General features: G+C 63.7%; 23 protein-coding genes. 18 read left to right on the forward strand and 5 right to left on the reverse strand.

The annotated features are described in order from the left end of the window. Positions 1 to 320 precede the first annotated feature (320 nt). From E4P09_RS05870 to E4P09_RS05955, 18 genes are all read left to right on the forward strand, one after another. Positions 321 to 869: a thioesterase family protein gene (locus E4P09_RS05870; RefSeq protein ID WP_137388597.1), complete on the forward strand. Its 549-nt coding sequence runs from the start codon at positions 321 to 323 to the stop codon at positions 867 to 869. Further along, positions 866 to 1,663, forward strand: a complete 798-nt coding sequence (locus E4P09_RS05875) for an enoyl-CoA hydratase (protein WP_137388598.1) — start codon at positions 866 to 868, stop codon at positions 1,661 to 1,663. The genes E4P09_RS05870 and E4P09_RS05875 overlap by 4 nt, the downstream gene beginning before the upstream one ends. Before the next feature lie 37 nt (positions 1,664 to 1,700). Beyond that, positions 1,701 to 2,402, forward strand: coding sequence for a TetR/AcrR family transcriptional regulator (locus E4P09_RS05880; RefSeq protein ID WP_137388599.1), 702 nt, complete (start codon positions 1,701 to 1,703; stop codon positions 2,400 to 2,402). A gap of 275 nt (positions 2,403 to 2,677) precedes the next feature. Next, positions 2,678 to 3,937 carry an ABC transporter substrate-binding protein gene (locus E4P09_RS05885; protein WP_137388600.1) on the forward strand — a complete coding sequence of 420 codons (1,260 nt, stop codon included), beginning with the start codon at positions 2,678 to 2,680 and terminating at the stop codon, positions 3,935 to 3,937. 6 nt (positions 3,938 to 3,943) lie between these two features. After that, positions 3,944 to 4,699: an SDR family NAD(P)-dependent oxidoreductase gene (locus E4P09_RS05890; RefSeq protein ID WP_137388601.1), complete on the forward strand. Its 756-nt coding sequence runs from the start codon at positions 3,944 to 3,946 to the stop codon at positions 4,697 to 4,699. Between the two features lie 17 nt (positions 4,700 to 4,716). Beyond that, complete coding sequence (locus E4P09_RS05895; RefSeq protein WP_137388602.1) at positions 4,717 to 5,487, forward strand: SDR family NAD(P)-dependent oxidoreductase; 771 nt, start codon at positions 4,717 to 4,719, stop codon at positions 5,485 to 5,487. Between the two features lie 29 nt (positions 5,488 to 5,516). Continuing rightward, the gene (locus tag E4P09_RS05900) at positions 5,517 to 6,788 is read left to right on the forward strand and encodes an ABC transporter substrate-binding protein (RefSeq protein ID WP_137388603.1); all 1,272 of its coding nucleotides are present in this window, start codon (positions 5,517 to 5,519) and stop codon (positions 6,786 to 6,788) included. A gap of 18 nt (positions 6,789 to 6,806) precedes the next feature. Further along, positions 6,807 to 8,453, forward strand: coding sequence for an AMP-binding protein (locus E4P09_RS05905; protein WP_137388604.1), 1,647 nt, complete (start codon positions 6,807 to 6,809; stop codon positions 8,451 to 8,453). After that, positions 8,450 to 9,187, forward strand: coding sequence for an SDR family NAD(P)-dependent oxidoreductase (locus E4P09_RS05910; protein WP_137388605.1), 738 nt, complete (start codon positions 8,450 to 8,452; stop codon positions 9,185 to 9,187). Before E4P09_RS05905 ends, E4P09_RS05910 begins: the two co-directional genes overlap by 4 nt. A gap of 118 nt (positions 9,188 to 9,305) precedes the next feature. Further along, positions 9,306 to 10,502 (forward strand): acyl-CoA dehydrogenase family protein, encoded by a 1,197-nt coding sequence (locus E4P09_RS05915; RefSeq protein WP_137388606.1) that lies wholly within the window; start codon positions 9,306 to 9,308, stop codon positions 10,500 to 10,502. Between the two features lie 45 nt (positions 10,503 to 10,547). Next, positions 10,548 to 11,702 carry an acyl-CoA dehydrogenase family protein gene (locus E4P09_RS05920; RefSeq protein ID WP_137388607.1) on the forward strand — a complete coding sequence of 385 codons (1,155 nt, stop codon included), beginning with the start codon at positions 10,548 to 10,550 and terminating at the stop codon, positions 11,700 to 11,702. Continuing rightward, a complete protein-coding gene (locus tag E4P09_RS05925; RefSeq protein ID WP_137388608.1) occupies positions 11,699 to 12,493 on the forward strand; it encodes an enoyl-CoA hydratase/isomerase family protein in 795 nt (264 codons plus the stop codon). Before E4P09_RS05920 ends, E4P09_RS05925 begins: the two co-directional genes overlap by 4 nt. A gap of 3 nt (positions 12,494 to 12,496) precedes the next feature. Further along, positions 12,497 to 13,321, forward strand: a complete 825-nt coding sequence (locus E4P09_RS05930) for a VOC family protein (RefSeq protein ID WP_137388609.1) — start codon at positions 12,497 to 12,499, stop codon at positions 13,319 to 13,321. Next, positions 13,318 to 14,199, forward strand: a complete 882-nt coding sequence (locus E4P09_RS05935) for a branched-chain amino acid ABC transporter permease (RefSeq protein ID WP_137388610.1) — start codon at positions 13,318 to 13,320, stop codon at positions 14,197 to 14,199. The genes E4P09_RS05930 and E4P09_RS05935 overlap by 4 nt, the downstream gene beginning before the upstream one ends. Beyond that, positions 14,196 to 15,215, forward strand: a complete 1,020-nt coding sequence (locus E4P09_RS05940; RefSeq protein ID WP_239025035.1) for a branched-chain amino acid ABC transporter permease — start codon at positions 14,196 to 14,198, stop codon at positions 15,213 to 15,215. The genes E4P09_RS05935 and E4P09_RS05940 overlap by 4 nt, the downstream gene beginning before the upstream one ends. After that, positions 15,212 to 15,982: an ABC transporter ATP-binding protein gene (locus E4P09_RS05945; RefSeq protein ID WP_137388611.1), complete on the forward strand. Its 771-nt coding sequence runs from the start codon at positions 15,212 to 15,214 to the stop codon at positions 15,980 to 15,982. Before E4P09_RS05940 ends, E4P09_RS05945 begins: the two co-directional genes overlap by 4 nt. After that, the gene (locus tag E4P09_RS05950) at positions 15,975 to 16,679 is read left to right on the forward strand and encodes an ABC transporter ATP-binding protein (RefSeq protein ID WP_137388612.1); all 705 of its coding nucleotides are present in this window, start codon (positions 15,975 to 15,977) and stop codon (positions 16,677 to 16,679) included. The genes E4P09_RS05945 and E4P09_RS05950 overlap by 8 nt, the downstream gene beginning before the upstream one ends. A 36-nt stretch (positions 16,680 to 16,715) precedes the next feature. Beyond that, on the forward strand, positions 16,716 to 18,353 hold the full coding sequence (locus E4P09_RS05955) for a GMC family oxidoreductase (protein WP_137388613.1): 1,638 nt from the start codon (positions 16,716 to 16,718) through the stop codon (positions 18,351 to 18,353). A gap of 170 nt (positions 18,354 to 18,523) precedes the next feature. Here E4P09_RS05955 and E4P09_RS05960 read toward each other — a convergent pair whose 3' ends face one another. The 5 genes from E4P09_RS05960 to E4P09_RS05980 are packed head-to-tail and all read right to left on the reverse strand — an operon-like array spanning position 18,524 to position 22,081. Further along, positions 18,524 to 19,108 (reverse strand): GNAT family N-acetyltransferase, encoded by a 585-nt coding sequence (locus tag E4P09_RS05960; protein ID WP_170984253.1) that lies wholly within the window; start codon positions 19,106 to 19,108, stop codon positions 18,524 to 18,526. After that, a complete protein-coding gene (locus tag E4P09_RS05965; RefSeq protein WP_137388615.1) occupies positions 19,105 to 19,386 on the reverse strand; it encodes an SDR family oxidoreductase in 282 nt (93 codons plus the stop codon). Before E4P09_RS05965 ends, E4P09_RS05960 begins: the two co-directional genes overlap by 4 nt. A gap of 27 nt (positions 19,387 to 19,413) precedes the next feature. Beyond that, positions 19,414 to 20,175 (reverse strand): SDR family NAD(P)-dependent oxidoreductase, encoded by a 762-nt coding sequence (locus E4P09_RS05970; RefSeq protein WP_137388616.1) that lies wholly within the window; start codon positions 20,173 to 20,175, stop codon positions 19,414 to 19,416. Beyond that, positions 20,175 to 21,137 carry a 3-hydroxyacyl-CoA dehydrogenase family protein gene (locus E4P09_RS05975; RefSeq protein ID WP_137388617.1) on the reverse strand — a complete coding sequence of 321 codons (963 nt, stop codon included), beginning with the start codon at positions 21,135 to 21,137 and terminating at the stop codon, positions 20,175 to 20,177. The genes E4P09_RS05970 and E4P09_RS05975 overlap by 1 nt, the downstream gene beginning before the upstream one ends. Continuing rightward, positions 21,134 to 22,081, reverse strand: a complete 948-nt coding sequence (locus tag E4P09_RS05980; protein ID WP_137388618.1) for an arginase family protein — start codon at positions 22,079 to 22,081, stop codon at positions 21,134 to 21,136. Before E4P09_RS05980 ends, E4P09_RS05975 begins: the two co-directional genes overlap by 4 nt. Positions 22,082 to 22,190: the final 109 nt, after the last annotated feature.

A 22,190-nucleotide genomic window follows, 5' to 3' on the forward strand; every position in this document is an offset into this window, starting at 1 on the left:
TTTGCATATCGATTGGATTTTGCGCTGCTGGAGGAGGGCCAGAATGCCGCCCTGACCGCGGTTCGGCTTGATGAGAGAAACCCCTATTCGCATGACGTTTGGCCATCTGGAGCCCGTATGCCAACGCGCCGGAACAGGCCGTAACCCAGTGGTTGGCTTGCGCTGCCCCTCTGCCGTTGCCGCTCTGGTGTGACAAGCATTCCCGAGGCAAAAGCGAATTCAGATTCGAAAAAAATGTTGACGGCTCCGTCGTTCGGCCTTAGCCCGTGGGCTTGGCGCGCAATGCGCCAGCTATCCAGACTCACGATCAAAGGTTTTCCGTGCCGGTCACGCTCAGCTCTGAAAGGCCTCTTGCCGATCCGCGCCTGCCGCAGCACCGGCTGCGGGTGCTGCCGGAGTGGATCGACGGCAACAAGCACATGAACGCGTGCTACTATCTGGCGATCATCAAGGATCCCGCCATGGCGGTCCATGATGAGTGGGACTACGGCACCGCTTTCCGCGCGCGCACCAACCAATCGAACTTCGTACTAGAGTCGCAGGTGGTGCATCTCCGCGAGCTACTGCTCGACGACCCTATCCTGGTCGCCACGCGCATCACAGATCTCGACGACAAGCGCATGCACCTCCTGTTCGAGATCTACAACGACGAGAAGCGCTACCTTGCCGCCCTCGCCCAATATCTGGTGATCCATGTGAACATGGGACCACCACCCAAGGTCGCGCCGATCCCTCCTGATCTGCACCAGCGCCTGTCCGCCATCCGCGCCTTGCATGCCCAGGTGCCGCTGCCGCCCGGCGCCGAGCGCTTGCAGCGCCTGGGGTCTCCTCGCCTCGGCGCGTTCCACCGCAAAGGAGCGGCACGATGAGCTTGAAGATGATCGCCGTGGAGACGATCGGCCCCGTGCGTCGCATCAGCCACAATCGTCCGGAAGCCCGCAATGCGGAAAGCCGGCAGCTACTCCAGGAGCTCGATGAAGCCGTCGCGGAGGCAGTTGTCGATGACGGGGTAAGGGTGATCATCATCGCCGGCAAGGGCGATCATTTCTCCGCTGGGCACGACCTCAAGGAAGCGCAAAGAGAACGGGCGGATTTCACCGTGGAGCAGCGCTGGGCCTTCGAGAAGACCTACTACTACGACTACTGCCTGCGGATTTTCAACGCGCCCAAGCCGGTAATTGCTCAGGTGCAGGGGGCCTGCGTGGCCGGTGCCTTCATGGTCGCCAACATGTGCGATATCGTCATGGCCTCGGAGGACGCGTTCTTTTCCGATCCGGTGGCGCATACACTCGGCGCCGCGGCGGTGGAGGTGCTGGTGCATCCCTGGGTGCTAGGCCACAGGAAAGCACGGGAGCTGCTCTATACCGGCGGCCGTTTGACCGCGGCGGAGGCCGAAAGGGCGGGCATGGTGAACCATGTGGTGCCGCGGGACGAGCTGGAGCAGCGGACCCTGGCGCTGGCCAACCGTATTGCCGAAGCACCACCCTTCACCTTGCGTCTCCTGAAGAAGTCGCTCAACCGCTCGCTGGAAGCGCAGGGATTTGCCATTGCGCTGGCCGCCCATTTCGACACGCATCAGCTGTCGCACGTCTCCGAAGCGTTCAAGGCCGTGCGCGGCAAGGGCTTGAGTACTGCAATTCAAAAGCGCGGCAACGATTTATAGCGTAAAATGCACAGGCTGAATTGACTGGAACGACTGAATGCCGCGCGCCGCGACCACCAGAGCTATTGCCCGACCATCAACCGCTGCCAGCCCGCGCACGCAGCCCAAAAAGTCGGAGGTAACGCGAGCCCGCATCCTTGACGCGGCCGCCCATGTGTTCCGGCAGAAGGGCTATGCGCTCACACGGCTGAGCGATATTGCCAAGCGCGCACGCACGCGCACCAGCAGCATCTATTACTACTTCGAATCGCGCGAGGCGATCGTTGCCGAGGTCCTGCGCATTGCCAACGAGCAGACGGCGCAGTTCGTGCGCGATGCTATAGCCGAGTTGCCGCCGGGTGCCTCGGTGCGGGAGAAGATCACTGCCGCGATCCGTGGCCATTTCGCAATCGTTCTCTCGGGCAACCCATACACCTGGGCCCATATGCGCATCTTCGACCAGATCCCGCCGAAGATGCGCGAGCATTTCCTGCGCGTGCTCGATGAATATGCCGAGGTCTGGCGTGAGCTGTTCGCAGAGGCCAAGGCTGCCGGCGAGATCCGGGACGATCTCGACCTCTCGGTGGTCCGCCTCCTGATGCTGGGTATGATGAATTGGTCGATCGAGTGGTACAGGCCGAATGGGCGCCTCACGCCAGACCAGCTGGCCGAACAAGCCGCCCTCCTGCTGTTCGAAGGCATGGGCACGGGCCCCGCGCCCAGGAAACGGGCCAAGGCGAAGGCCGACCAGACCGCCTGACCGACAAAGGCTCGCAGACGATCCATGTGACGGCAGGACCGCCGGGTGAGAGCCCCGGTGACGCAAACAGTTGATATTGCCCTTCTTGAGCTAACCTCTGAGACGTAATGACCATATTTTTGAACTCGAATATGATTTCGAAAAATGTTGACGCCGTTCCGGCCCTATGATCAATTTGCACCAGGGCCGGAAGGGCGCGGGTCTCGGCGCGCCGCGGCCGATAATCGCCGCCGGGGAGGCGTTCCTGAAGGCGGCGCGTTCCGTGGGAGGAATGCATGCCAAAATTCGTGACACGCCGCGCCGTGCTCGGCGGCGGGGCGGCCGCATTGGGCTCGCTCGCCCTCGGGCGCGATGCCCGGGCCCAGAGCAACGATCCTATCCGCATCGGCATTCTCTTGCCGCTCACCGGCTCGCAGGCAAGCTATGCGCCCGACTGCCAGCTTTCGGCGCAGATCGCGGTGGACCAGATCAACGCGGCGGGCGGCATTCTCGGCCGCAAGCTCGAGATCGTCTTCCGCGACGACAAGGCCAATCCCAATGCGGCGATCGCAGCCGCCAAGGAACTGATGGGCGAGGGAATCAACCTGTTCATCGGCGGCCTCAACACCCCTTCGGCCCTGGCTATTGCCGGCATCATGCCGGATGCCAAATGCGTGCTGATCACCATCGGCTCGGTGGCCGACTCGCTCACTCACGAGTCCTTCAACCGCAACTTCTTCCGCATTACCGACAGCGCCTATAGCCGCGCCCAGGCCCAGGCTCACCTCGCCGCGCAGAAACTCCCGGAGATCACCCAGTGGGGCGGCATCCTGCCGGACGTGGAATTCGGGCACGCCCTGTGGCGCTCCTATGCCCACGGGCTCAGGCAGTTCTATCCGCAGTTCGCCAAGGCGGAGCCGCAGATTTCTGATCCGGTCCTGTTCAAGTTCGGGGCGATCGATTTCAAGAACCAGATCGCCGGCCTTGTTCGGCAGCCGGTCGAGGGGGTCTATCAATCGCTCACCGGCGAGGACTTCCTCACCATGATCAATCAGTCGCGGCCTTTCGGCCTGACGAAAAAGATCAAGGTATTCATGGACCTGAGTGGCGAACTCATCTTCGCAAAGATCCTCAAGCAGAACCTGCCGGAGAACTTCTGGTCCGGCAGCCACTGGTACTACGGCTCCTATCTCGACATTCCCACCGGCAAGGCGCTCTATGACGAGTATGTCAAGCGCACCGGCGACAAGTATCCGACTGGCTATATCGGCCCGGCGCACATGGCGTTGCACGCCTATGCCCACGCCATCAAGGCCGCGGGCAACACGGAGACGGACGCGGTCATCAACGCGCTGGAGGGGGTGGAATTCGAAAGCGCTAAGGGTCTCATCTCCTTCCGCAAGGAGGACCATCAGGTCATCTCAGACATCAACGTGATCAAGCTCGGGCCCAAGGACAATGAGCTCGGCTGGGAAGTGTCCGATTATGCCAAGATCCCAGGCAAGGATCTGCTGGGGCCGGCGACCCCTGGAAAACCCCTGGTGATCCAAGGCTGAGGACCCATGGCGTTCAGGGGACTGGCGGATAAGGTTGCGCTGGTAACCGGCGGCGGCGGTACGATCGGTGCCGCCATCGTCAAGCGGCTGCTCGATGAAGGCTGCAGGGTGGCTGCGACCGACGTGAACCACGATGCGCTGCGCAGTCTTGCAGCGGCGTACCGGTCTGACAGCCTCTGCACAATCGAGGCCGACCTGACGACCGAGCAGGGTGCTGACCACGCGATTCGCTCCACCGTGCAAGCCTTCGGCAGCCTGGACTTGCTGGTCAATGCGGTGGGCATTCTCGGGGCCTCAGGCCCGATCACCTCGCTCGCCGCTGAAGACCTTGATCTTGTTTACCGGGTCAATGTGCGCGGCGTGTTTCTGGTGATGAAGGCGGCGCTGCTGCAGATGATCGACCAGGGCCGTGGTGGCTCGGTTGTGAATTTTGCGTCCGTCGCCGCGCTCAAGGCCCGGGCCGACCGCTCGTTGTACGGTGCCTCGAAGCGGGCCGTTATCGCCTTGAGCGCATCGGCTGCCATCGAGAACGGGAAATACGGCATTCGCGTCAACGCGGTGGCTCCCGGGGCTATCGAAAGCCCGATGCTGCGCGCGCTCGCCCAAGCCGCCGGGGTGGGTCCGTGGGGCAGCGCCGGCCGGCCCATCGAGCGCAATGGCGAACCCGAGGAAGTCGCAAGCCTGGTCGCCTTCCTGCTCAGCGACGAGGCCAGCTACACGACCGGCGCTGTCTACACCGTGGACGGTGGCCTGATCGCGTAATCAGCAAAGAGGTGACGATGCCAACACCCGCAGCGACCACCACAGACCTCACCGGCCGCCTGGCGGTGGTGACCGGCGCTGCCAACGGCATCGGCCGCGCCTCCGCCATCCATCTCGCCCGCAATGGCGCCGACGTGGTGCTTATCGACATTCATGAGAGCGGGCTCGCGGAGACGGCCGAAGAGATCGGCCGCTTGCGGCGAGCCGCTCATCCCATGCGGGTCGACTGTACCGACAACGCCCAAATCGTGGATGCATTCCAGCGCATCGAGCGGGAGATCAAGTCGGTCGACATTCTCCTGAACAATGTGGGCCAGAGCGCGCGGGAGCGGGCCTCGGAATTCTGGTGCTCGGAACCCGAGACCTGGGATTTCATCCTGAAGCTCAATCTCTATACGGCCATGACGTGCTCGCGCCAGGTGGTGCCCGGCATGCGCGAGCGCCGCAGCGGCAAGATCATCTCCATCGCCTCGGAAGCGGCCTATATGGGCTCGCAAGGGGTTGCGGATTATGCAGCGGCCAAGGCCGGCATCATAGGCTTGACCCGGGCGCTCGCCCGTGAGCTTGCACCGTTCCATGTCAATGTGAACGCGGTCTGCCCGGGCCCGATCCGCACCGCGGCGGCCGACCGGCTGCCCATTTGGGAGCAGTATCTCAAGGAGACGCCCATGGGCTTTGCCGGCGAGCCGCAGGATGTGGCCAATGTGGTGGTGTTCTTCGCAAGCGACCAGAGCCGCTACATCACCGGCCAATCGCTCATCGTGAATGGCGGTCGCTGGTGGAGTTGAGCGGCCCATACTGGGGAGGAGGCAAGTCCATGATGAAAAGGAAAACCACACGCCGCCGCCTGCTTGCCGGGATCGCCGGCGGCGGCATGCTTCTGGGAACCGGCCTCGCGCCCATCCGCGCGATGGCCCAGGATGGCCCGATCCGGCTCGGCTTCATCGGCCCGTTGAGCGGTGCGCAGGAGATCCTCGGCGCGCCCATGCTGCTGGGCGCGCAGATCGCCGCCGAGCAGATCAATGCCGCCGGCGGGGTGAACGGGCGCAAGGTCGAGATCGTCGCCCGCGACGACAAGGCGGCAGGCCCGGAGGCGGTGAAGCAGGCGCAAGGGCTCATCGGCGAGGGCGTGCACCTGATGTTCGGCGCAATCCAGACGTCTGTGGCCTTGGCGATTGGCCCCTTACTTCAGCCAAACAATGCCGTACTGATCTCTTGCGCCGCCATCGCCGACAGTCTTACCCATGAATCCTTCGTGCCGAACTACTTCCGGGTCAGCGACAACTCCTATATGCGGTACCGGGCGCTCGCACGGGTGATGGCCGAGAAATTCCCCGACGTGACGAGGTGGACGGGCATCTTCCCCGATGCGGCTTACGGCCATCAATCGTGGGACGGCTTTGTCGACGGGCTTAAGGAATATTACCCCGCCATCGCCAAGAAGGAGGTCGAGGTCTACGACCCCGTGCTCACCAAGTTTGGCGCCACCGACTTCAAGCCACAAATATCCGCACTTATGCGCTCGCCGGCCGACGGCCTGTTCAACAACACGAACGGCGCGGATGCGGTCACCCTCCTAGCGCAGGCGGCGAGTTTCGGGCTCGACCGCAAGTTCAAGGTCATTGCCGACGGTGCCAACGAGTTCAACGTGCCCAAGGCACTGGGCAAGCGCATGATCCCCAATTTCTGGACCGCCATGCACTGGTACTATGGCGGCTATCAGGATACGCCGCTGGGCAAGAAGCTGTATGAAGATTACGTAGCCAAGACCGGCGACAAGTTGCCGATCGGCTATGTGGAGCAGGGGCATGCCGCAGTGCTGGCCTATGCGGAGGCGATCGAGAAGGCCGGCTCGACGGACGCGGCCGCTGTAGTAAAGGCGCTGGAGGGCATGACCTTCGACACGGCCAAGGGCACGCGCACCTTCCGCAAGGAGGACCACCAGGCCGTTCTGGATGTGAACTTCATCACCTTCGGTCCTGACGAATCCGAACAGGGCTGGACCGTGACAGACTTCGTGCGGATCCCTGGCCAGGAGGTGATCGAGCCACCGAGCCCGGGCAAACCCGTGGAGTTCAAGTTCAAATAGCAGGTGGAGATTTGCGGAATGCGTCAGGACGTGAGCGGCTGGACCGTGCTCTGGGACGAGCAACGGGCTCGCCGCCTCAAGGCGGAAGGGGCCTGGGCGGACAAGACCATTGCCGATTACGCCGACGAGATGCTGGCCAGGGCGCCGGATAAGGTGTTGGTGGTCGACCGCGAGCAGCAATACACGGTGCGCCAGTTGCATGGGGAAGCGCAGCGCCTGGCACGGGCACTGGTGCAGCGCGGCTTGAAACCCGGCGACACGATATCCTTCCAGCTGCCGAACTGGTACGAGGCGGTGGTGATCAATCTCGCCGCCGCCATGGGTGGCCTGGTCGTGCATCCGCTGGTGCCGATCTACCGCGACCTGGAGATCAATTTCATGCTGCGCGACTGCCGCAGCAAGCTGATCTTCGTGCCCGGCACGTTCCGTAATTATGACTATCGCGCCATGATGCGTCGGGTGATGTCGAGCCTCGATAAACCGGTCGAGGTGGTCGTGGTCCGCGATGAGCCGGAGGAATTCGTCGGCTACCAAGCGCTGGTGGATGAGGCAAAGGACGACACGGCACTTCCAGGCGCCGACCCCGATGCCGTGAAAATGATCATGTACACGTCCGGCACCACCGGGCGCGCCAAGGGCGTGCTGCACAGCCACAACAGCCTGCAGGCGGAGAACCGCGCGCGGCTCACTCATCTCGGGCTGAGGTCTGCAGACGTGATGTTCAACCCCTCACCGGTCACTCACGTAACCGGTGCGCTCTACTCGCTGTGCCTACCGTTTACCGTCGGCATCACCACGGTGATGCTCGACATCTGGGAGCCGCGGTTGGGCCTTGAGATGATGCGCCGCCGCAAGGTCAACGGCATCGTGGCGGCCACGATCTTCCTGCAGGGCTTGGTCGAGGAAGCGAAGAAGACCGGCGAAACGCTGCCCGATCTGCGCTTCTTCCTCTGCGGCGGCGCGCAGGTGCCGCCCGATCTGATCCGCGAGGCGGCGCGGGTGTTCCCGAACTGTGCGCCCTCGCGCATCTACGGCTCGACCGAGGTGCCCTGCATCACCGCCGGTGTGAACAGTCGTGATCTCCTGGAGATGGGCGCGACCACCGACGGCCAGATCTGGCTCGGCGAGGCGCGCATCGTCCATCCGCAGACGGGTGCACCCGTGCCCAAGGGCGAGGAAGGCGAGATTATCGCTCGGGCGCCGCAGATGTTCCTGGGCTATGCGCGGGTCGAGGACAACGCGGAGGCGTTCGACGAGGACGGCTTTTTCCGCATGGGCGACCTCGGCCGCATCGTCAATGACGAGTTCATCGTAGTGACCGGCCGCAAGAAAGACCTGATCATCCGCGCCGGCGAGAATATCAGCCCGAAGGAGATCGAGGACATCCTGTTCAACCATCCGGCGATCGCCGATATCGCTATCGTCGCCATGCCCCACCCGCGCACTGGCGAGGCAGCCTGCGCCTTCGTTATCCCGAGGGAGGGCCACACCGTCGATCTGGCCGAGATCAAGCGCTACCTCATAGAGGTCGGAACGGCCATGCAGAAGATTCCTGAGCGGCTGGAGCTGGTGGAAGAGCTGCCGCGCACCAGCGTCGGCAAAGTGCGCAAGGACATCCTCCGCCAGAAGGCGCGCGAGCTGGTCGAAGCGGAGGCGGTCCGGTGAGCGCGGGGCAAGGCAAGCTTGCCGGCCGGCGCATTCTCATTACGGGCGCTGCCTCCGGCATTGGCCGAGCGGCGGCAGAGCTGTTCGCGCAGGAGGGAGCAAGCCTCGCTCTGCTCGACCAGGATGAGGCCGGTCTCGTAGATCTCAAGGGCACGGCCGTCCCTGTCGATGTGAGCGATGAGGCTTCTGTTGAAGTTGCAATAAGAGAGGCGGCAAACGCGCTCGGCGGCATCGACGGCCTGGTGAACGTGGCCGGCATCTTTCCCGTGGCCGAGCTGGCGGAGACTACACTCGATCTCTGGAACCGGACACTGGCGGTGAACCTCACCGGCCCGTTCCTGGTGACCCGCGCGGTGCTGCCTCACCTCATGAAGGCGGACGAGCCCACCATCGTTAATCTCGGTTCGGCTTCGGCCATCGTGCCCTACCCCGAACTTTCCGCCTACGGCGCCAGCAAGGGCGGCATCGCGGTGCTGTCCAAGGTTTGGGCGGCGGAGCTTGCGCCGAAAGTCAGGGTCAATGTCGTCTGCCCCGGTATGACCAGGACGCGTATGGTATCGGACTGGCATCCCGATCCCGACGCACTGGCCGGGCGCGCGAAGCAGCTCTATGCGTTGCAGCGCATTGCCGAGCCGATCGAGGTGGCCAACGCGATCCTTTTCCTCACCTCTTCCGACTCGAGCTTCGTGACGGGCACGACACTGGTGGTGGATGGCGGGCGAACGTTTCACTAAAGGATCGAAATTGAATTCGAATTCAAAAATGTTTGACCCGGTCGGCGTGCTCGATTAGCGTCGGCCCAACCAGCGCCGGGGCCGGTGCGTCTTGCGGATTTCGATCGAGGCGGATGGTATGGATCTCAATTTTTCGGGGGAAGACGAGGCGTTCCGGCAGGAGGTACGCACCTTTGTGCGTAACTCCGTTCCGCCTGATATGGCACGGCGCACCCGCCAGGGCGTCCATCCCAGCAAGGCCGATCTCAAGCTGTGGAACCGCATCCTCTATGAAAAGGGCTGGTCGGCACCCCACTGGCCCAACGAATATGGCGGCACTGGCTGGACGCCTCTGCAGATCTACATTTTCGAGGAGGAATGCGCCGCAGCCGATGCCCCATTCCTCAGCTATTTCGGCCTGCGTCTGATCGGACCGCTGATTTACACCTTCGGTTCGGACGCGCAGAAGCAACGGTATCTCGATGACATCCTGAGCGGCGAGACCTTCTGGTGCCAAGGGTTTTCGGAACCATCCGCCGGCTCGGACCTGGCGGCCGTCAAGACAACCGCGGTACGCGATGGCGACCATTACGTCATCAACGGCCAGAAGCTATGGACCACGGAGGCGCATTATGCAGACAAGATGTTCTGCCTCGCGCGCACCAACCCGGAAGTAAAGCCGCAGAAAGGTGGGTTGTCGATCCTGATGTTCGATATGAGCGCGCCCGGCGTGACGGTCCGGCCGATCGTCACGCTCGACGGCGGCCACAGCGTCAACGAGGTATTCCTTGAGAACGTGCGGGTGCCGGCCCATGATCTGTTGGGCGCGGAGGGGCAAGGCTGGGACCAAGCCAAGTTCCTGTTGAGCAATGAGCGGGTGACCAATGCCCAGGTGCCACGTTCAAAGCGCGACCTCGCCTTGCTCAAGGACATCGCCGCGCACGAGCCGGCTGGGAAGGGCATGATGCTCGACCTACCAGACATTCGCCTGCGCATCGCCCAGCTCGAAATCGACCTCTACGGCCTCGAATGGTCGGTGCTGCGCGAGCTGTTCAACGGCCATGGCGAGCGCAGCCAGGCAAGTGCCTCCGGCCTCAAGATCATCGGCAGCGAGATTCAGCAGCGCTTGGCAGAGCTGGCAGCCGACCTGGTTGGCGCTAAAGGGCTTGCCTATCACGATCCGGCGGCCGAGCAAGCCAACGATCAGCCGGCGGATGCGCCCGACTACGTGCCAGGCCTTGCCGCCCGCCAGCTGTTCCTGCGGGCGGCGACCATCTATGCCGGCACCAACGAGATTCAGCGCGGCATCATTGCCAAGCAGGTTTTCGGAATGTGATCGCGGTGGTCGGCGACCGCCACAGCCAGTGAGTAGGATTGAGAGTTGGAATTCGCGCTTTCAGAAGAGCAGACCCTGCTGCGGGACAGTGTTCGGCGGTTCGTGGCGGAAGCGCACGATTTCGGGCGGGGTCGAGCGCTCGCCCAGACAGAGGAGGGCTTTTCGCGCGCCCACTGGGTAAGTTTTGCCGAGCTGGGCTGGCTCGCCCTCCTGGTGCCAGAAACCATGCACGGGCTCGGCGGCAAGAGTGAAGATGCCGCGATCCTCATGGAGGAACTCGGCAGAGGGTTGTTGGCAGCGCCATACCTTTCTACCGCCGTGCTGGGCGCGGACCTCATCGTTGAAAGCCAGCTCGCCGAGCGGCTGGAGCTGCTGGAACAGCTCATGGCCGGCACCCTGCTCGTCGCGGTGGCGACCGAGGAGAGCCATTCCCGCTACGACCTGGCGGCGGTGAACACCACCGCCCGCCGAGACTCCGCTGGCGCCTTCTTATTATCTGGCCGCAAGATCATGGTGCTGGATGGCGCCGCGGCGGATGGGTTCATCGTGTCGGCCAGGTTCGGCGACGAAACCGGCAGCGGCGATATCGCGCTGTTCTGGGTGCCGGCGGATACGGCAGGCCTGGAGATTCGCCGGTACCGCACCATCGACGATCGCCGCGCCTGCGATCTCGGACTTGATCAGGTACGGCTACCGGCTGCTGCGCTCCTCGCTGGCCCCGAATGCGGCCTGGCGCACCTGGGCAAGGCCATGGACCGGGCCCGAGTACTGATGGCCGCCGAAGCCATTGGCGCCATGGACTCGGCCATCGAGATGACGGCCGAGTATCTCCGCACGCGCCATCAGTTCGGCCGTGCGCTCGCGAGCTTTCAGGTCCTGGCCCATCGGCTGTCGGACATGTTCGTGAAGCTGGAGAATGCACGCTCCATGCTGTTCCGCGGCCTGGCCATGCTGGATGCGCCCGCGGACGTTCGGGCGGCTGCTGTCTCTGCCACCATGATCACCATCATCCAGGCAGGCGAATTTGTGACCGGCCAGGCCATACAGCTGCACGGGGGCATCGGCATGGCGGATGAAAGCCCGGTCGGCCACTATTACAAACGCCTGCGCGCCATCGGCAAGACCTTTGGCGATCTGAGCTGGCACATGAACCGCTATCTCCGCATCACCAGTCACAGCAGCGCGCAGGGGGCCGCATGAAATTCCAGGATTTCAAGTCACTGAGCATCTCGATCAAGGATCGGGTCGCGACCATCACGCTGCAGCGCCCGGACATGCTGAACGCAGTGGGTCGCGAAATGCATACCGAGCTCAGGCACATCTTCCGCGTCATTGCAGATGATCCCAATTCGGACGTTGTCGTGCTGACCGGTGCCGGCCGGGCGTTCTGTGCCGGCGGGGATCTCGAGTGGCTACAGTCGATGATCGACGACCCAGCCGAGTTCAGCGCCATCATCGAGGAGGCGAAGGGCATCGTCTTCTCCATGCTGGAGCTGCCCAAGCCCATGGTCTGCCGCATGAACGGCGACGCGATCGGCCTCGGCGCCACCCTCGCTTTGGGCTGCGACATCATCGTGGCAGTGGACACGGCGCGGTTTGCCGATCCGCATGTGCGGGTGGGGCTGGTGGCGGGCGACGGGGCAGCAGCGATCCTGCCCCACGTGGTGGGTTACATGCGGGCGAAGGAGCTGCTGCTCACCGGCGACATGCTCACTGCGGAAGAGGCGAAACAGATGGGCCTCATCAACCATGTGGTGCCGGCCGATCAGCTCGACGCCAAGGTCGAGGCGATTACGGCCAAGCTCGCCCGCGGCGCCACCCAGGCCATCCGCTACACCAAGATCGCGCTCAACCTCGGCCTGCGCAAGTTCGCCCAAGAGAACATGGACACGCTGCTCGCTTATGAGGCCCTGTCCAACCGCTCCGCCGACCATGCGGAGGCGGTGGCGGCGTTCCGCGAAAAGCGCAAGCCCCAGTTCACCGGACGCTGAACCATGAGCGAGCGCATCCGCCTAAGGCAGATCTGTCTTATCACCGCGCAGCTCGAGCCGGTCATTGACGCGCTCATGGCCGTCTTCGGCCTGAAAGTATGCTATGGCAAGGCCGATCTTTCCGCGTATGGCCTGCCCTACACACCGCCACCGCCGCACCAGGCGGCCTTTTTCGCGCAGCACGGGCTCAAGAGCGCGCAGCTACCCATGGGCGACACGTTCCTGGAGCTGGTGGCGCCGGTTCGCGACGACACGCCGGCTGCGCGGTTCCTCAAGCGGCGGGGGCCCGGCGGCTACATGGTGATTACCGAGGTTCAATCCACGCAACCCTTTGCCGAGCGGGTGGCCGCCCGCGGCGTCCGGCTGGCCGGAACCGTCGACTATCCGACATATCACGAACTGCAGCTCGACCCACGCGATGTGGGTGCGGCCATGCTGTCTTTCTCCATGCAGCGCGAAGGCAGGCCCTTCGATGGCGGCTGGTATCCGGCCGGTCCCAACTGGCGCGAGAAGGTGCAGCCCGGCATGGGCCCGATCCGCGCGGCGCAAATCAAGGTGCGCGACCCGCAGACGGTGGCGGAGAAGTGGTCGGCCCTCATCGGCCGGCCCGCGGAGCGTGATAGCCATGAGATCCGGATCGGCTTGGAGCAATCGGAAATCCGCTTCGCACACCAAGAGGCGGATGCGCCGGACCGGCTCGATGGCATCCAGTTCGACGCCTCCGATTTTGCCGGTGCGATGGCGCGGGCGGAGAAGGCAGGCATACCGGTTGCAGAAAACGCCATCATCATCAGCGGCCTGAAGTTCAGGCAGACAGGCTCGCCATGACGCTGCTCGATCTCGCCTTCACCCTCGTCAACGGCCTCGCCACCGGAATGGCAGTGTTCCTGGTGGCGGCAGGGCTCACGCTGATCTTCGGCATTCTCAAGATCCTCAATTTCGCCCACGGCGCCTTCTTCATGATCGGCGCCTATGTGGCCTTCAGCATCGTCGGCAGCAATCCCCCGTCGATCTGGCTGTTCATCCTGGCCGCTGTGGTGGCGGGCGTGGTCGTGGCTGCCCTGGGCTTCCTGGCCGACCGCACTGTGCTGCAGCGGCTGCGCAATGTGGACGAGGCGTACATGCTGATCGCCACCTTCGCGGTGCTGCTGATCTGCTCCGGCATCGTGAAGCTGATTTGGGGCGTCAACTATAACTCGATCAACCCGCCGCCTATGCTGGATGGCGCGTTAATCATCGGCCAGCTGTTCATCCCCAGCTACTCCCTGTTCGTGATCATTGCCGGCATTGTCGTCTTCCTGGCGCTCGACTTCGCCATCCACCGCACCTGGCTTGGCAAGCTCTTGCAGTCCGTCGCCCATGACAGCTGGATGGCCGGCCTGCTCGGGGTGAATGTGCCGGTGGCGCTGACCGCGACGGTGATCGCGAGCTTCCTCCTGGCCGGGCTTGCGGGTGGCCTGCTGCTCGCCAACCAGACGCTCTCACCGATTCTCGGCGAAAGCTACCTCTTGCTCGCCTTCATGGCTGTCATCATCGGGGGTTTGGGCAATGTGCGCGGCGCGTTCATCGCCGCCATCCTGCTGGGTGTCATCGAAAGCGCGAGCTCACTGCTCATGCCCAACATGCCGGGCATGGCAACTTACATCTTCGTCATCCTCTTTCTGCTGGCTAAGCCGCAAGGCCTGCTGGGAGGCCAGCGGATATGAGCGGCATGAAGCTGAACGGCCTGAAGCCCCTAGCCCTCGTCGCAAGCGCCGTCGCGTTCGCTAGTCTGCCATTCTGGGCCGACCAGGGCATCATGTTTCTTGCAGGGCTGGTGCTCATCGAGGCCGTGTTCGCCCTGTCCTGGAACCTGCTGTTCGGTTTCACTGGTCTTGCCAGCTTCGGCCATGCGGCCTTCTTCGCAATCGGCGCCTACCTCACCGGCTATGCCTTGCGTGCGGCGCTCGGCATCCACTTCCTGCTGCTGATCCTCGCCTCCGGCGTGCTCGGTGCCGCGGTCGCGGTCATCACTGGGCTGGTCCTGCTGCGTCGCACCACCGGGATCCATCTCGCCATTTTCACCCTTGCCCTCGCCGAGGTGCTCAGGATCATCATCGGCTATAGCACCACCCTCGGGCGTGAGGACGGGCTTGCCTCCATTCCGCGGCCTTCGCTCGACCTGGGCCTCCTCGTGATCGATCTGAGCTCGGGCCGCAGCTACTACTGGTTCCTCTGCGTCGCGGCCGGGCTCTTGGCCTGGGGTCTCTGGGTCGTGTGCCACGGCCCCTTCGGGCGCACGCTGGTGAGCCTGAGACAGGATCCGGAGCGAACCGCCTTCATGGGGGTGAATGTGCGCGCCTACCGCCTCGGTGCCTTCACGATCTCCGGTGGGGTTGCGTCGGTGTCTGGCGCGCTCTATGCCCCCTGGGCACAAATCGTCACGCCGGAATCGGCTCACTGGATCCATTCCACCCAGCCCATGCTCGCATCACTCCTGGGCGGTGTACACGCGTTCTGGGGACCAGTGCTCGGCACCGTGCTGTTCTCGGTGATCAACTATCTCACCCGCAACCTGGTCGGACTGGCCGAACTGGTGATCGGCATAACCCTGCTGGTGATCGTGCTGGCGGCACCTGCTGGTGTCATGGGCCTCCTCGAGAGCTTGCAGCGCAAGGCGAGCAAGCGGGAAGGGGCGGAGCCCGTGGTGGAGCTGCAGCGGGCAGAAAGGCGAGCATCATGAGTGCGCTTCTCACGGTGTCCGGCATTCACAAGAGCTATGGCGCCCATCACGTGCTGAAGGGCATCGACCTGGATGTCCAGGAGAAGGAGACCTTCGCCATCATCGGGCCGAACGGTGCTGGCAAGACCACCCTGTTCCGGGTGATGACCGGCGAGGTCAGCTGCGAACAGGGCACAGTGCGGTATGCGGGGCGCGATATCACCCCGGTGCCTGCCCACGAGCGGGTGCGGCTGGGCATCGGCCGCACCTTCCAGGTCGCGCGCATTCTGCCGGACATGGCGGTGCTCGACAACATTGTGGTGGCGATCGAGGCGCGACGCAAAGGCCGGGGCGAAGCGGCACCCGCATGGTACAAGGTCAGCCCTGAGCGGGAGATCGTCCAGGAGGCGGACCGGCACCTGTCCGACGTGGGCCTGCTCGACAAGCGGGGGATGGAGGCTAGGTTCCTGTCCCACGGCGACAAGAAGCGCCTCGAGCTGGGCATCGCACTCGCTGGCCATCCCCGCATATTGATGTTGGACGAGCCTACCGCGGGCATGTCGCCTTCCGATCGCATCGCCACCACCGAGCTGATCCGGCGACTCCGCGTGCAGAGCGGCATGACCGTGGTGATGACCGAGCACGACATGGACGTGATCTTCGGCCTCGCCACCCGCATTCTGGTGATGAACCAGGGCGAGACCATCGCGGTCGGCACCATGGACGAGGTGCGCGAGAACCCCACCGTGCGCGAGGTCTATCTAGGCAAGGAAATCTACGGTGCTTAGGGTCGACGATCTCAGCGCCTATTACGGAGACAGCCAAATCCTTCACGGGATTTCCCTGGCGGTTCCCGATGGCGGCCGGGTCGCCGTGGTCGGCCGCAACGGGGCCGGCAAGACCACTCTGTTCAAGAGCATCATGAATGCAGGCCCGAGAGTTGCTGGCCATGTAAGCTGGCAAGGGGCAGAGCTTGGCGCCATGCCGAGCTTCAAACGGGTGCGCCAGGGGCTTGTGCTGGTGCCGGAAGACCGCCGGATCTTTCCTCATGTGACGGTGCTGGAGAACATCGCCATGGCCTGCTACGGGGTAACGCGCGGCCAGGCGGCACTCGACCCTGTTCAGGTCGTTGAGCGCTTTCCCATGCTGGTTCCGATCCGGGATCGCCTGGGCGGCCAGCTCAGCGGCGGGCAGCAGCAGATGGTCGCAGTGGCCCGGGCCATCGCCGCCCGCCCCAAGCTGATGATGCTTGATGAGCCGACCGAGGGCCTTGCACCCGTCATTGTCGAGCAGCTTGCCCGCGACGTGGTGGCCGCGTGCAATGAGAGCGGCGCAGGCCTGCTGCTCAGCGAGCAGAATCTGTGGTTCGCCCGCCAATGCACCGACCGGCTGTACATCATCGACACCGGCCACATCGTCTTCGAAGGCGACTGGGCGACACTGGACGCCAATGCCGATGTCAAGCACCGTTACCTCGCGGTCTGATGGGCTGCGCACACTCCTTTTGTGAAATGATCCGCCATGAGTGACACGCTGAAGGACTTCGGCAGCTACGACTATGTCGTGGTCGGCGCCGGCTCTGCCGGCTGCGTGGTTGCCAACCGGCTCTCGGCCGACCCGCGCCACCGGGTGCTCGTGCTCGAAGCTGGAGGGCTTGATCGCTGGATCTGGTTCCACATCCCGGTCGGCTATCTCTTCGCCATCGGCAATCCGCGCTCCGACTGGATGTTCGTGACCGAAGCGGAACCTGGGCTCAACGGTCGTGCCCTGCCCTATCCGCGCGGCAAGGTGATCGGTGGTTCTTCGGCCATAAACGCCATGATCTATATGCGAGGCCAGGCAGCGGACTATGACGGCTGGCGGCAGCTGGGTCTCGAAGGTTGGGGCTGGGAGGACGTTCTGCCCCACTTCCTGCGCCATGAGGATCACATCGCTCCGCCGAACCGCTTTCACCGTTCCGGCGGCGAATGGCGGGTCGAGCATCCGCGCATCCGCTGGGAGATCCTGGATGCGGTGCGCGATGCGGCAGAAGCCATGGGGATCGCTAAGATCGACGACTTCAACACCGGGGATAACGAGGGCTCCTCCTACTTCCAGGTGAACCAAAAGCGCGGCCGCCGCTGGAGTGCTGCCCGAGCCTTCCTCAAGCCGGTGCTGAACCGGCCGAACCTGCGACTCGAAACAGGCGTGGTGGTCGACCGCGTGGTGATGCGCGACGGTCGCGCCACCGCCGTGGTCTTCCTGCGCGATGGCAAGCAGCATATTGCTCAGGTAACCGGCGAGGTCGTCCTTTCGGCTGGCTCGGTGGCCTCGCCCGCCATTCTCGAACGTAGCGGCATTGGTGATGGGGAACGTCTGCAGGCCATGGGCATTGAGGTGGTGCGCCATGCGCCCGGCGTAGGCGAGAACTTGCAGGACCATCTGCAGATCCGGCCGGTCTACAAGGTGCAGGGCGTGCGCACTTTGAACACCGACTATGCCAGCCTGTTCCGGCGCAGCCTCATGGGTCTCGATTACCTGCTGCGCCGGCGCGGACCACTCACCATGGCGCCCTCGCAGCTCGGCATCTTCACCCGCTCCTCGCCTGAATATGCGACCGCCAATCTGGAGTTCCACATCCAGCCCTTGTCCCTCGATAAGTGGGGCGATGGCCTGCACCCCTTCGATGCCTTCACCGCAAGCGTGTGCAACTTGCGCCCGACCAGCCGCGGCAGCGTCCATATCAAGAGCAGCGACCCGGTCGCGCCGCCCTCGATCCGGCCGAACTACCTCTCGACGGACGAAGACAAGCGCGTCGCGGTTGATAGTATCCGGCTGACACGAAAGCTGGTCGCGCAGGCACCACTCGCGCGCTATCGGCCCGAAGAGTTCAAGCCAGGCCGGCAGGTGGCGAGCGAGGACGAGTTGCTGCGCGCCGTCGGCGACCTCGCCACGACGATCTTCCATCCTGTTGGCACTGCCAAGATGGGCATCGAAAACGACCCGTTCGCTGTACTGGATGCGCGGCTGCGGGTGCGAGGCGTCGGTGGTCTCAGGGTGGTGGACGCGTCCGCCATGCCCCGCATCACCTCTGGAAACACCAATTCGCCGAGCGTAATGATCGGCGAGAAAGGCGCCGCTCTGATTCTTGCGAACACTCGAGAGAGGCTCGGGGGCTGACTGGCTATAAATGGGTCAAGCGGGCGAAGAAGCGCTCGTTGCATTCGCACAGAAGCGGAAGCCCCGCTTCAAAGGGCGGTAAGCTCGTCGGACATGCGAATGTCCGGGCGCGCGATCACATCGGGCCCGCAGGCCCGGACGACGAGGCGGCACGTTTACGTTCCCCAGACTCAACGCGGCCGCCGCAGCATCGGGACAAGCGTCGGCGACGAACCGACCTGGATCGCGCCGAGTGGTTCGAAGCCGTGGCGCCGGTACAACGACATGTTGCGCGGGTTCGAGGATTCCAAGTAGGCCGGCGCATGATCGCGATCGCATTGCGCGAGTGCATACGCCATCAAGGCATCGCCGTGACCCTCGCCTTGATATGCCGGGTCGACGCCGATCAGGGGTAAGTACCAATGCGGTTCGGTCGGGTGGTACTTGGCCATCTGCTCGAATATCGCCGCGGCTTCGGCGGCAAGAGAAGGCGCAATCGTACTCTCGATGACCGCACGAAGCCCTTCCTCGTCAGGATGCGCCCCAGGGGACAGCCACAGCGCCGTCCCGACATAGCCGTCGGTGCAAAAGGCGGTTCCGTTGGAGAATGCCCTACCTCCGAACGCGCGGACCAGTCGCGGCATGGCCGCAAGGTACTGGTGTGCATACGGCCAAGTGTATCGTGTCATAGGATCCGCTGCAAACGCCAGCACGACCGTTTCGATAGCCGGATCTTCATCGGCCGCGGCCATAACTCTCACTGTTGGCGATTTCACGCTGTCCTCCAAGTGACGCAGGTGGTTGGACGAGGCCCCCGCCTCCGTGGCGTCCACCGGTTGCCCATCAATGGTCGACACCAATGAAGACTACAAAAACTGGAGAGGAAGGAAAGTACCTGGCCCGTGACGAACTCTGTTCGCGGTGAGGCGAAAAACGAGACCGCGTTTGCGATGTCTTGCGCACGCCCCATTCGCCCAGGTGGCTGCAGCGCGATGAGCTCCCGGCGCCGCTCGGTGCTCAATTGCGCCCGCCGTCGGGCATGCGCACAAATCACAGCCCGGCATGGCCATTCGGCCGGGCTCTAATGGGTGGTGCTGCCGCCATCTGCGGAAAGCACCGCACCAGTGATGTAGCTCGCATCATCCGATGCCAGAAAGCGGATGCATCGGGCCTGCTCCTCGGGTTCGGAGATGCGGCCGATCGGGATGTTCTTGCCGAGCTCATCAAAGCCAGTATCACGGCTGAATCCGCGCCGCTCGAGCCCGGACGCCAGCATCGGCGTGCGGACCTCGCCCGGACAGATCACGTTGATCCGGATATTGTCCCGCGCATGATCCAGGGCGAGCGCGCGCGTCATGTTGACCACCGCGCCCTTGGCCGTGCAATAAGCCACGTGCCCGCGTCCGCCGACCAGGCCCCAGTCCGACGCGACATTGACGATGGCGCCGCCGCCACCGCGCTTCATCGCCGCGATCGCCTCCCGGCACATGAAGAACGTGCCGCTGACATTGACACGCAGGGTCTCCTCCCAATCCGCATCGGTGAGTTCGGAAGCATTCCCGCGCTTCATGACCGCCGCGCTGTTGACGAGCACATCGAGGCGGCCGAAGCGTTGAACGGTCGAAGCGACGGCTCTGGCGCAAAAATCCGCATCGCCAACGTCACCGGTGATGGGCAGAAGGCGGTCCTCGTCACTTAGCGAAGAGACGATGCTGGCCGCTTTCGCGCCATCGCGCCCGACGAAGGCAACCTTGGCCCCGAGCCGGTAGAATTCGCGCACGCAAGCCTCGCCGATGCCGGAGGTTCCACCGGTGACGAGCACCGTTCGCTGTTCGAAATCCATCACTCGTCCCCTGTGGCGTTGGAGGCGTGCCTGATCTTGAGACGGTAGAGCTCCACAAGGGCTGCGTCACGATCCGCCTCCAGCTGCTGGATGGTTCGCCCACGCATGGCCCTGTCCACAGCCTCGATGAAGAGGGCCTCCTGCTCCGGCGTCAAGACCATGCGCGCCGCCCGGTCTGTGTTGAAGGCATCGCGATCCCGGAATTTGTTAAACGCGCTGGCGATGCCTCCTGGCCCGCCACCGAGATGCATGGTCATGAACGGACCGAACAGCGCCCAGCGCATGCCGGGCCCCCAGCTCACCGCAGCATCCACGTCTTCCGCTGTGGCGACGCCTTCCAGTACCATGCGCGCTGCCTCGTTATAAAGGACGTATTGCAAGCGGTTGGCAATATGGCCATGGATTTCGCGCTTGAGCCGCACGGGCTCGCGCCGGATATGGCGGTAGAACCACATGGCCCAGTCCAGCACCGCAGGCGAAGTCCGCTCTCCCCCCGACACCTCCACGAGCGGAACGAGATGCGGCGGATTGAACGGATGCGCGAGGAAATACCGCTCGGGATGGGGAGCGCTCGCCACCAGCGGTGTCAGCTTCAGCGCTGACGTGCTTGACGCGATGGGGACCGTCTCCGGGGCATAGCGTCCGATTTCCGCAAGCACCGACGCCTTCACGGTTGCGAGCTCCGGCGCGTTCTCCTGGACGAAATCAGCCCCCGCAATCGCCTCATCCAGGCTGGCCGAGATGTGCAGGTCTTCGCGGCGAGCCTGAGCGGCCACAAGATCCAGCGCGACCAGGGCCGGCCAGGTCTTCTCGACATAAGCTGTCGTTCGCGCGCTCGCTTCGGGGTCTGGATCGAAGCCTTGCACCTTGAATCCGCGTGCAAGGAAATAGGCCACCCAGCTCATACCGATCAGCCCGAGGCCGACGACTGCGACTGTGTTGATCTGTCTGTGATATGTCATGCAGTTGTCCGGCTGAAAGCATCTCGTGAATTTCCGGACGCCGCTTCGATCTTCCTCATCGCAAGACCAGCGCACATATACATGATCACATAGACCAGCACCCGGTAGATCGCCGGTGAACCCGGCGGAATGCAGATGAAGGAGAGGGCTGCGAGACCCCGGCGGCCGACTTCATGCGCCAGGCGGATGACCTCGTAGTCTGACATGCCGAACGGCTCGGCCAGTTCCCCGAGAATGTCACCGGGCGCCGGGCCGGCGCCGCCGAGCACGTCCATATCCCAGTGGCAATATACGGCCTCGGTTCCCTCATAGGCGTGACGGAGTTCGTTCACCAGGCCCTCGATCCCCAGGCCTGAGCGTATTTTCCACATGGGATAGAAATGGGTGCCCTTCTCGAGGAACATCCGCACCATGTCCTTGTTTTCGAGCATCCCGCGCTCGCCGATCTCGACGAGGTGCTTCTGGTCAAAATTATCGAGAAGCTCGTAGCACTTGTACTTCCATGAATCAGACCCGGCGATGCGCGGGTCCATGGTCAGCTTGTCCATTGGCGCGATGTCCCAATGGGTGTCGAGAGAGACACAACCGACATTGCCCTTGGTGCGCTCGGACACGACCTTCGCAATCGCAAAGGACCCGCAGGGGCTGTTCTGGCCGATCACGACCGGAACGGCGCCGGCCGCCATGGCATCGTTCACCTTCTTCTCCACGGCCGCCTGCGCCCGCAGCACGTTTTCCGCCGTCGGAGCGACCAGGCATTCCGGCGGAATGTCGGCATCCCCATAGTCGACGACCCTCAAGTGCTCGAAGACGTCGAGATCGAATTCCTGGATATAGCCTGAGCCGTACCGGATCGACTGTTGGCGGATGCGCTTGGGCGCGGCAAGCCATTCCTCGGCATCGACGGCCCATATAACCGCCCCAGCCCGCCACGTAAGGCGCACCGATGATCACCACGTCGGCGTCGGCAAGCTCCTCCGGAGTCGTCGCATGCGGACGAGCCATGAAGGTCGGCATGTCTTCCGCGATCATCGGAACATACCAGGGGTTCAT

The sequence above is a fragment of the Rhodoligotrophos defluvii genome (assembly GCF_005281615.1).
Lineage (GTDB): Bacteria > Pseudomonadota > Alphaproteobacteria > Rhizobiales > Im1 > Rhodoligotrophos > Rhodoligotrophos defluvii.